Origin of the sequence: Micromonospora sp. URMC 107 (genome assembly GCF_051386315.1) — a bacterium.
In the GTDB taxonomy this organism is placed as follows: domain Bacteria; phylum Actinomycetota; class Actinomycetes; order Mycobacteriales; family Micromonosporaceae; genus Micromonospora.
In genome coordinates this window covers 1-9,049 of the sequence record NZ_JBPQTK010000179.1, presented here as the reverse complement: position 1 = coordinate 9,049, position 9,049 = coordinate 1, and the positions used below count along the sequence as shown (strand labels likewise).

10 protein-coding genes and 1 pseudogene are annotated in these 9,049 nt (G+C 76.9%); 5 read left to right on the top strand and 6 right to left on the bottom strand.

Features of this window, described 5'->3' with window-relative positions; genetic code table 11:
* A pseudogene (locus ACSNN9_RS26320) lies at positions 1-261 on the bottom strand (phosphatase); the annotation flags it as partial.
* 250 nt (positions 262-511) lie between these two features.
* On the opposite strand from ACSNN9_RS26320, the gene ACSNN9_RS26315 reads away from it, so the two are divergent.
* Positions 512-1,006: a sigma-70 family RNA polymerase sigma factor gene (locus ACSNN9_RS26315; RefSeq protein WP_358091087.1), complete on the top strand. Its 495-nt coding sequence runs from the start codon at positions 512-514 to the stop codon at positions 1,004-1,006.
* On the top strand, positions 1,003-1,695 hold the full coding sequence (locus ACSNN9_RS26310) for an anti-sigma factor family protein (protein ID WP_436675913.1): 693 nt from the start codon (positions 1,003-1,005) through the stop codon (positions 1,693-1,695). Before ACSNN9_RS26315 ends, ACSNN9_RS26310 begins: the two co-directional genes overlap by 4 nt.
* Before the next feature lie 14 nt (positions 1,696-1,709).
* Here the strand turns inward: ACSNN9_RS26310 and rarD are convergent, their stop codons facing one another.
* From rarD to eccE, 4 genes are all read right to left on the bottom strand, one after another.
* Positions 1,710-2,639, bottom strand: coding sequence for an EamA family transporter RarD (gene rarD / locus ACSNN9_RS26305; protein WP_436675911.1), 930 nt, complete (start codon positions 2,637-2,639; stop codon positions 1,710-1,712).
* Positions 2,636-3,136, bottom strand: a complete 501-nt coding sequence (locus ACSNN9_RS26300; protein ID WP_436675909.1) for a GNAT family N-acetyltransferase — start codon at positions 3,134-3,136, stop codon at positions 2,636-2,638. Before ACSNN9_RS26300 ends, rarD begins: the two co-directional genes overlap by 4 nt.
* 141 nt (positions 3,137-3,277) lie before the next feature.
* Entirely contained in the window at positions 3,278-3,664 is a 387-nt protein-coding gene (locus ACSNN9_RS26295; protein ID WP_436675907.1) for a phage holin family protein, read from the bottom strand.
* Between the two features lie 88 nt (positions 3,665-3,752).
* The gene (gene eccE, locus ACSNN9_RS26290) at positions 3,753-5,687 is read right to left on the bottom strand and encodes a type VII secretion protein EccE (RefSeq protein ID WP_436675905.1); all 1,935 of its coding nucleotides are present in this window, start codon (positions 5,685-5,687) and stop codon (positions 3,753-3,755) included.
* A 224-nt stretch (positions 5,688-5,911) separates the two neighbouring features.
* On the opposite strand from eccE, the gene ACSNN9_RS26285 reads away from it, so the two are divergent.
* On the top strand, positions 5,912-6,232 hold the full coding sequence (locus tag ACSNN9_RS26285) for a WXG100 family type VII secretion target (protein ID WP_357872766.1): 321 nt from the start codon (positions 5,912-5,914) through the stop codon (positions 6,230-6,232).
* A 26-nt stretch (positions 6,233-6,258) separates the two neighbouring features.
* On the top strand, positions 6,259-6,552 hold the full coding sequence (locus tag ACSNN9_RS26280) for a WXG100 family type VII secretion target (protein ID WP_357872753.1): 294 nt from the start codon (positions 6,259-6,261) through the stop codon (positions 6,550-6,552).
* Positions 6,553-6,701: 149 nt separating this feature from the next.
* On the opposite strand, the gene mycP is transcribed toward ACSNN9_RS26280, so the two are convergent.
* Positions 6,702-7,982 (bottom strand): type VII secretion-associated serine protease mycosin, encoded by a 1,281-nt coding sequence (gene mycP, locus ACSNN9_RS26275; RefSeq protein ID WP_436675903.1) that lies wholly within the window; start codon positions 7,980-7,982, stop codon positions 6,702-6,704.
* A gap of 128 nt (positions 7,983-8,110) precedes the next feature.
* Between mycP and ACSNN9_RS26270 the strand changes: the two genes are divergently transcribed.
* On the top strand, positions 8,111-9,049 hold a 939-nt coding region (locus ACSNN9_RS26270), incomplete at its 3' end, for an SseB family protein (RefSeq protein WP_436675901.1).

Here is a 9,049-nt window from a genome sequence, read left to right as displayed (position 1 = left end):
GGTGGCGGGGGCGGCCGCCGCGGGGGCGGCACCGGCCACCGCGCCGCCGAAGCCGAGGACCAGCGCGCCGACCGCGCCGGCCCGGACCACGCCGCGCCGGGACACCTCCGCCTTCACCACGTCGCCGAAGTACGCGTTGTCGGAGGTGTTGGGCACCGGGTGGTCGCACGCGTTGCCGCACCGGTAGAGACAGGTCATGGCGTCGCGGCTGCCGTGGCGGGTGGCGCCCAGCAACGGGAGCAGCCGGGGACGGTCGCTCATGGAAGGAGCCTCCTGATGGGGGTCGGTGCACGCCGGACCAGCCGCTGGCGTGCGTACCCGCCGGACGCTAGGAGGGCGCGGTGAGCGGTCGTCGGCGGCGGCGTGAACCGGGTATGAACACCTCAGCCGGGAATCCCACGGTGACCTGCGGCTGAACCGTTCGGGGCGGCGGCACGTGTTCCCGTGCGAACGCCACCGCCGGACTCGCGCCGACAGCGAGGAGACCGCCATCAGCGACCACGACGCCCAACTGCTCCGCGCGCTGCACGACGAGCACGCGGAGGCGCTGTACGCGCACGCCCTGCGGCTGGTCAACGGCGACCGGCAGCGGGCCGAGGACCTGGTGCAGGAGACGCTGCTGCGCGCCTGGCGGCACCCGGAGTCGCTCGACCCGACGCGCGGCTCGGTCCGCTCCTGGCTCTTCACCACCGCCCGCAACCTGGCCATCGACGCCTGGCGGCGCCGCGCCGCGCGGGTCGGCGAGGTCTATACCGACGAACTGCCCGAACCCCCCGTGGCCGTGGACGAGGCGGAACGCGCGGTGGAGGCGTGGATGGTCGCCGAGGCGCTGAACCGGCTCAGCCCCACCCACCGGGAGGTGCTGGTGGAGTGCTTCTACCAGGGACGGTCGGTGGCGGAGGCGGCCTCACGGCTGGGCGTGCCGCCCGGCACGGTCAAGTCCCGGACCCACTACGCCCTGCGCTCACTACGGTTGGTCCTGGCCGAGATGGGAGTGACCGAATGACCCGGTGCGAGTTCGCGCACGACGACGGCGCGTACGTGCTGGGTGCGCTGGCTCCCGCCGAGCGGGTGGCCTACGAGCGGCACCTCGCCGGCTGCGCCGCCTGCCGGCAGGCGGTCGCCGAGATCGCCGTCCTGCCCGGGCTGCTCGGCCGGCTCGACCCGGCCGGGCTGGAGCAGGTCCTGCCGCCGCCGGAGAACCCCCGGGTGCCCGAACTGCTCGCCGCCGCGCGGGAGCGCCGCCGCCGGGAGCGGTCGACCACCCGCCGCCGGTACGCGCTCACCGCGCTCGTGGCCGCCGCGCTGGCCCTTCTCGTCGGCGTCGGCACCGTCGCCCTGCTGCCCCGGGAGGCCGCCGTGCCGACCCCGATCGAGGTGCGGATGGTCGCCATGCAGCCGGTCGCCGGCACGGTGCCCGTGCACGCCGAGATCGCCCTCGACGGCACCGAATGGGGCACCGAGGTGCGGATGCGCTGCGGGTACGACGCCAGGGCCGGCTACGCCAAGGCGTACACCTTCCGGCTGGTGGCGCACGGCCCGGACGGCGCGACGGAGCAGGTCGCGTCCTGGCTCGCCGCGCCCGGCGACGACCTGCGGATCACCGGCGCGACCCGGTTCACCGACGCGGAGCTGGTCCGGCTGGAACTGCTCCGCGCCGACGGCACGCCCGTCCTCGCGTACGACGTGCGCTGACGGCCCCGCGTCGGTCAGCGGGTCGCCGCGACGGCCCCGGCCCGGCGGGCGGCGAGGTTGGCGGCGCGCGTACGGCGGGTGTGGCGCACGGCGTCGACGGTGAAGACGATCAGCGCGACCCAGACCAGGGCGAAGCCGGCGAGCCGGGCCGGCGGCATCGGCTCGTGGAAGATCAGCACCCCGCAGCCGAGCTGGAGGATCGGGGCGAGGTACTGGATCATGCCCAGACCGGTGAGCGGGAGCCGGTTCGCCGCCCCGGCGAAGAGCAGCAGCGGGATCGCGGTCGCCGCCCCGGCCGACACCAGCAGCACGGTGTGCCCGACCGACACCTGCCCGAAGGTGCCGTCGCCGGTGGCGGTGAGCCAGCCCAGGTACGCCAGCGCGGGCACCGCCAGCACCGCCGACTCGACGAAGAGCCCCTCCGCGGCGGGCAGCCCGAGCTGCTTCTTGGCCAGGCCGTAGCCGGCGAAGCTGAACGCCAGGACCAGCGCCAGGTACGGCAGCCGGCCGTAGTCGACGGTCAGCACGGCCACGGCCAGGCCGCCGATGCCGAGCGCCACCCACTGCGTGGGGCGCAGCCGCTCGCGCAGCACGGTGACGCCCAGCAGCACCACCACCAGCGGGTTGATGAAGTAGCCGAGGGCGGTCTCCACCACCCGGTCGGAGTTCACGCCGTAGATGTAGGTGCCCCAGTTCACCGCGATCAGCGTGGCGGCCACGCCGATGCCGGCCAGCGCCCGGGGCCGGCGCAGCAGCGCCCGCAGGAAGCCGATGTTGCGCATCGCCGCCAGCAGCAGGGCGACGAACACCACCGACCAGACGATCCGGTGGGCCAGGATCTCCATCGACCCCGCCGGGCGCAGCAGCCGCAGGTAGAGCGGGAAGAACCCCCAGAGCAGGTACGCGACGAAGCCGTAGAGGTAGCCGAGGCGGAGTGGCGTCACGCCTCCACCGTAAGGGGCGCCTGGCCGCCCGGTTCCTTGCCGGTGACCGGGCTCACCGGCTGGTTGCGCTGGTCGAGCTGCATCCAGCGGTGCGGGTCGGTCATCGGGGCGAACCCGACCTTCGCGTAGACCGCGTGGGCGTCGGCGGTGGCCAGCAGGATCCGGCGTACGCCCAGGGCGGCGAGGTGGTCGCGGACCGCCCCGGCCAGCCAGGTGCCCAGCCCCCGGCCGCGCTCGCCGGGGTCGACGTAGACGTCGCAGAGCCAGGCGAAGGTGGCCCGGTCGGTGACCACCCGGGCGACGGCGACCTGCCGGCCGTCACCGGGGCGGTAGACGCCGAACGGCACGGACCCGGCGAACGCCCGCGCCACCGTCTCCCGGTCCCGCCCGATCGCCCAGTACGCGTCGGTGGAGAGCCAGTGGTGCACCAGGTCCAGGTCGATCCGGTCCGCCTCGGTGCTGAGCAGGTAGCCGTCGTCGCGGGTCAGGGTGAACATGCCCGCGAGGCTAGCCCGGCCACCCGGCCCGATCAGCGACCAATTCCCGCCCTCTGGTCGGCCCGCCTCTGCGCGGCCCGCCTCTGGTCGGCCCGCCTCTGCGCGGCCGCCTCCGGCCGGCCCGCGTCTGGCCGGCCCGGGTCAGTCCCGGTCCAGGACGGCCCCGAGGATCCAGGTGACGATGCCGACGAAGAGCGCGCCGAGCACCGCCTCCGGCCAGAAGCCGTCGACGTGGAAGGGCAGCCCCGCCTGGTCTGCGATCCAGCTGGTGAGCAGGAACAGCAGCCCGTTGACCACCAGCGCGATCAACCCCAGGGTCAGCAGGTAGAAGCCGCAGCCGACGGTCTTGACGATCGGCTGGAGCACCGCGTTGACCACGCCGAAGATCACCGAGACGAGGAGCAGCGTGACGACCGCCTCGCCCGCCGACGCCGAATCCAGCGTGATGCCCGGGATCAGCAGCGTGGCCAGCCAGAAGGCCAGCGCCGTGCTGCCCAGCCGGATCAGCAGCCCTTTGAGGAAACCCATGGCGGGGATCGTGCCACGGACGGACAACGCGCGGAAGCCGCGAGATCGTCGGCCGTCCTCGCCGTGCTGCCCGGTCGGGACCCCGCGTTCAGCGGCGGGAGGGACGGCCGATCAGCTGCGTCTCGATCGGGGTGGGGGAGACCAGCGCCCAGCGCAACGCCCGCCGGTTGACCACCGCGACCATGTCGTCCCGGATGCGGGTCAGCCACTCCGCCGACCCACCGAGGCCCAGCGCGGCGCCCGCCACGGCGGCCTCGGTCGGGTCGAGCGGTTGCAGCACGGCCAGGTCGGCGCGGCCCAACGCGTCGGTGTCGGCGGGGGTCAGCTCGTCGCGGACCAGCAGCGTGGTCCGCCACGGGGATCCCGGCTCCGTGTCGGCGGGCGCCGGACCGGCGTCGACCACCACCAGCAGCGGGCGCAGCGGCGAACCCGGCTCGCCCACCGCACGGCCGGGCGGGACCACCGGGATCATCGCGCCGGGGGTGCCGACGCCCCGGACGAACGGCTCCCAGGCGCGCGGGCGGGCGGTCTGCACCACCACCCGGGCCCCGAGCGCCATGGCCCGCACCACCACCAGCTGCGCCGCGCGTACGCCGCCGACCAGCATCACCCGGGTGCTCTCCGGCCGGAACAGCCGGACGGTCACCGCGCCGCCGTGCCGGTTCGTGCCGACCATCAGCCCCGCCTCGCCGAGGGTCAGCTCCAGGCCGTCGGGCGCCGGACCCGGACCCGCCGCGCCCGCCGCCGCCAACGGCAGGGTGCCGGCCAGCCCGTCGCGCTGCGCGCCGTCGAGCCGGTGCACCTCGCCGCCCACCTCGGCCACCAGCCGGCGCAGCGCCTGCGCCGCGAGCGAGAGCTCCGCCGGGGTGGCGGCGGCCAGTCGTACGGCCAGCTCGGTCGGCGCCGACGCGGGGTCGGCGCCGGCCCACGGCCCGACGCCGAGCGAGACGGTGGTCGCCGTCGCGGGCAGGGCGAGCAGCCGGGTCACCAGCCGCCGGCCCGCGTCGGTACGCGCGTCGGGCCAGCGGCGCAGCCGGAACGTGGTCTGGAGCAGGTCGCCCGCCCGGACCGCCTGCCACGACTCCTGCGCGGGGTGGTCGTCGTGGTGGGCCAGCTCCGCCAGCACCCGCAGCGTCGCGTGCTCGCCCAGCGGGCGGACGGCGACGGGCCCGATCCGGCGCGTGATCCGGCGCACCGTGCCGGAGAGCGCCCGCCGCAGTTCCTCTGCCGTCCAGCCCTCGGCGCGGAGCACCCGGACGGCGAGCACGGCCCGCTCCCGGCCGGCGAGCCGCCCGTCGGTGAGCTGGCGGTACGAGGTGGCGACGGTGCCGCCACCCGCGCCGACGGTCGGCGCCGGCGAGCCCGTCAGCAGGAGCTGGAGTCGGACCGGGGGGCCGTCCGGCGCGGCGGCCGGCAGCAGCGACGCCGGGACCGGCAGCGCGCGGGGGGCGTCGCCGAGCAGGTCGGCCGGGTCGCCGAGCTCCAGCACGGCCACCATGCCCGCGGCGTCGTCCAGCACGGCGGCGGGCGTGCCGGCCAGCTCGGCGGGGCGGACGGCCGCGCCCGGGTCGACCAGGTCCAGCAGGGCCGCCGGGCCGGCCTGCGGCGGCAGGGCGCGGCGGCGCGTGGCGTAGCCCAGGCCGGTGGCCAGCCACTCGAAGACCCACCGCCCCCGCAGCCGCACCCACGCCACGGGCAGCAGCAGCGCGGCCACCCCCACGGCGGCCAGCGTCGCCAGCACGCCCCGGCCGGCGGCGGCGACCACGGCCCCCACCGCCACCTGCGTGGCGACGAGCTGACCGGCCCGGACACCGGCGCCGCTCCGCCGCGCGGCCGGGATCCGCGGCGGTGGCGGGACGACCCGGGACGCCGGCGCGCCCGCCGGGCCGGGCAGTCCCACCGGGCCGGGCGGCGCCGGCACGAGGGCCGTGGCGGGTGGGCCGGGATCGTGGGCCGGCCGGTGTGGGCCCGCGCCGGTGGTCACCGTCACCGCGCCTCCTCGACCGGTCACTCGCCGCGACATCGACGCCGCCCATCGTAAGGGGCCTGCCCGACGGGGTGGGGACCGCGGTCGTCCACAGGGGATCGCCACGGGGTAGCAGAACCGCGACCGGGCCGCTACCGTCAGCGACGAGTTTGCTGAGCCCGCGCCTGCCGTGCTCGACCTCCGGGCGGCGCGAGCGGGGCGCCCGGTGAGCGGGCGCGCCGACGGCCAGCCACGACCGAGGAGACGAGGTGACGTCCCGGGTGTCCCAGACCCAGGCAGAAGCAGCGGTGATGCAGCAGACCGCCGCGAAGTTCGAGCAGGTCGACCAGTCCCTGCAGTCCATGCTGAGCAGCCTGATGGCCGAGTTGGAGGTGTTGCAGCAGGCCTGGCGCGGTGCCGGCGGGCGCTCGTTCGAGCAGGTCAAGCAGCAGTGGGCACAGGACCAGGCGGCGCTGCAGCGGGCGCTGCGGGAGACCGCCGGCGCGATCCGCACGGCCGGCCAGCAGTACGACGTCTCGGACGCCGAGGCCGCCAGCCGGGTGTCCACCACCAACCGCGGCGGCATCCAGCTGCCGCTCTGACCCGGTCTCGGGGGAGGAGACATCCGATGGACCACGGTGTACTGGTCGTCAACTTCGCCGCCCTGCAACAGGCGGGCGCCGACATCCAGAAGGCGCTGAACGCGCTCGACTCGCAGCTCGGGCAGCTCGAACGCGACGCCGCCCCGCTCGTGGCGAGCTGGTCCGGCGAGGCCCGCCAGGCCTACGAGCAGCGGCAGGCCCGCTGGCGTTCCGCCTCGCAGGACCTCCAGGCCATGCTGCGCGAGATCAAGTTCGCGGTGAACGACTCCGCCGCCGACTACCTCGACACGGAGAAGAAGAACGTCGGCCTGTTCCAGTGAGCCCTCGCCCGGTGGTGGCGTCGACCTGGCCCGGTCGGCGCCACCACCGGCCGTTCCGGACCATGCGCGACCGACGCGACCGGCCGAACCGTCGGGCCGGGCCGAGTCGGGCGCCGGCGTGGTGACCGGGCCCGCGCACGCCGGCCGGGTCAGGCGGGGCCGGCCGGCCGCCAGCGGCGGCGGGCGCCACGCGGCACGACGAGCGCCAGCAGCGCCGCCACGGCCACCACCGCCCCGCTGACCCCCGCCACCAGCAGCGCCCGGTCCCGGGCCGTCGCCCGCCGGGCCCGCTGCGCCACCAACGCCGGTTCGGCCCGGTCGTCCGCGAGCGCGGTGGCCCGGTGCGCCCGCTCGGGCGTCCCGCCCCCGGTCTCGGTGACCGCCCGGTACGGGTTGAGCACCCCCGCGCCGTACCCGCCACCCCGCCCGTCGCCCGGGGCCGGATCGGCGGTCGCCACGATCCGCCGCGCCACCTGCGCGGCGGTCAGCTCCGGCCGGTACTGGCGCAGCAGCGCGGCGGTGGCCGCCACGAAGGGCGCCGCGTAGCTGGTGCCCTCGGCCCGGTGGTGGCCCTGCCCGGGGGCGGCCATCAGCACGTCGCCGCCCGGGGCGACCAGGTCGACGTACGAGCCGGTCTGGGAGAACGGGGCACGTGCCCCGTCCGCCCCGATCGCGCCCACCCCGAGCACCCCGTCGTACGCGGCCGGGTAGGGCCGGGGATCACCGGCGTCGTGCAGGTTCCCGGCGGCGGCCACCACGACCACGTCCCGGTCGACCGCGTAGCCGATCGCGGCCCGCACCGCCGGGTCGTCCGCGTACAGGACGACGGAGAGGTTGAGCACGTCGGCGTCGTGGTCGACCGCCCAGCGGATGGCGCGGGCGAAGTCCCCGGCGCTGACCGTGCGCCCCGACTCCCGCCCCTCGACCACCTGCTGCTCGCTGACCCGCACCGGCAGGATCCGGGCGCCCGGGGCCAACCCCCGGAACGCCACCCCGTCGCGGGGGGCGGCGGCGATGATGCTCGCCACGCCGGTGCCGTGGCCGGCGCAGTCCCGGCCGCCGTCGCCGCCGGGGTCGAGCAGGTCGGTGCCGTCGAGCACCCGGCCGGCCAGCTGCGGGTGTCGCCGGTCCACCCCGGAGTCGATCACCGCGACCGTCACCCCGGCGCCGGTGGCGAGCGGTGCCAGCCGCTCCGGGGCGTACCGCTGCTGGGGCCAGGGGCGGGCAGACACCGGCCGGACCGGGGCGAGGGGCGAGGCGCAGCCGGGGGCCGCACGCGCGGCGCTCGGCGCGAGTGCGGAGCGGCCCGCCGGCACCGGGCCGGGGGTGGGCCCGGCCGGGCGAGCGGCGACCGTGGGGACGGCCGGGACGGCGGTGAGCAACGCCGTCGTCAGGACGGCGAGAAGCGGGCGCGCGGGGGACCGGGACATCGACCGCCTCCGTATCGTGTCGACTCCGGAACGGGATGTTAGCGCCTCCGGCCAGCGATTGTGATCACGCTTCCACCTTGTAGGTTGTACGCGATACCTATGGCCTGTTCGCGGGAGGAGGGGTGGCCGTGACCGAGTGGGAGCCGGCCACCGACGCCGAGGCGGCGATGCGGGACGCGCTGCGCGCCAGCGACCAACAGCTCTACTTCCGCGTCCTGGCCCGGACCGAACTGCTGCTGCCGGTCTCCGCCGAGGCGCTCGCGGGCACGGCGCCGATGGGCTGGGGCACCTGGACCACCGGCGGCCGCACCCACGTGTTGGCGTTCACCTCCGCAGCGGCCGTACGCGCCTGTCTCGGGGAGAACGGCGGCGCCGTCCGACGCACCTCGTACGCTGAGCTGGCCGACGGCTGGCCCAACCACGAGTGGTGGCTGGCGGTCAACCCCGGCCTGCCCATCGAGGGCTACCTGCCGGCCTGGTTCGTCGCCCAGCTCTCCCGGGGCGACGTCCGGCTGCCCGGCCGCACCATGGGCGCGCGGGCCCGGCTGGAACGGGTGGAGACGGCGGCCCGGGCGCGAGCCCAGGCAGCCGGTCACGGCGCGCCGGCCGGGCCGGACACCCGGCCGACCACCGGTGCGGCCCGGTCCGACGGCACGCTCCGGCCCGAGTCCACGACCGCGCCGACCACCGGCCGGATCCCCGCTCCCGTCCGACCCGCCGCGTCGGCGGAGCCGACCCACCCGGCTGTCCCGCCCACGTTCCCGGCCGACCACCTCGACCCGCGACGTGGCGACCCGACGGCCGGCGGGCCGGCGCGGTACGACGCCGTGACGGCCCCCGACCGGCTCCCGCCGCCGCGTCCCGCGCCGCTCACCGAGCGCCCGAGGGGCCTGCCCACGCCCGACGTCCACCCCTCGCCGTCGACCAACGGCCGCCCGGCCGGGGAGGCCGCGGAGCGGCCCAACCGGTCGTTCTTCGAGCCGGCCTCCGGTCGCGCGGCCGCCTTCCGCCAGGAGGCGTTGCGCGCCGGCGAGCGGGCGGCCCCGCCGCCCCGCATCGCCCCCGGC

What these genes read in the sequence shown, in the direction of transcription:
- ACSNN9_RS26310 (WP_436675913.1), top strand. Translation starts at nt 1,003, where the DNA reads ATGACCCGGTGCGAGTTCGCGCACGACGACGGCGCGTACGTGCTGGGT.
- ACSNN9_RS26300 (WP_436675909.1), bottom strand. Translation starts at nt 3,136, where the DNA reads ATGTTCACCCTGACCCGCGACGACGGCTACCTGCTCAGCACCGAGGCG.
- ACSNN9_RS26295 (WP_436675907.1), bottom strand. Translation starts at nt 3,664, where the DNA reads ATGGGTTTCCTCAAAGGGCTGCTGATCCGGCTGGGCAGCACGGCGCTG.
- eccE (WP_436675905.1), bottom strand. Translation starts at nt 5,687, where the DNA reads ATGTCGCGGCGAGTGACCGGTCGAGGAGGCGCGGTGACGGTGACCACC.
- ACSNN9_RS26280 (WP_357872753.1), top strand. Translation starts at nt 6,259, where the DNA reads ATGGACCACGGTGTACTGGTCGTCAACTTCGCCGCCCTGCAACAGGCG.
- mycP (WP_436675903.1), bottom strand. Translation starts at nt 7,982, where the DNA reads ATGTCCCGGTCCCCCGCGCGCCCGCTTCTCGCCGTCCTGACGACGGCG.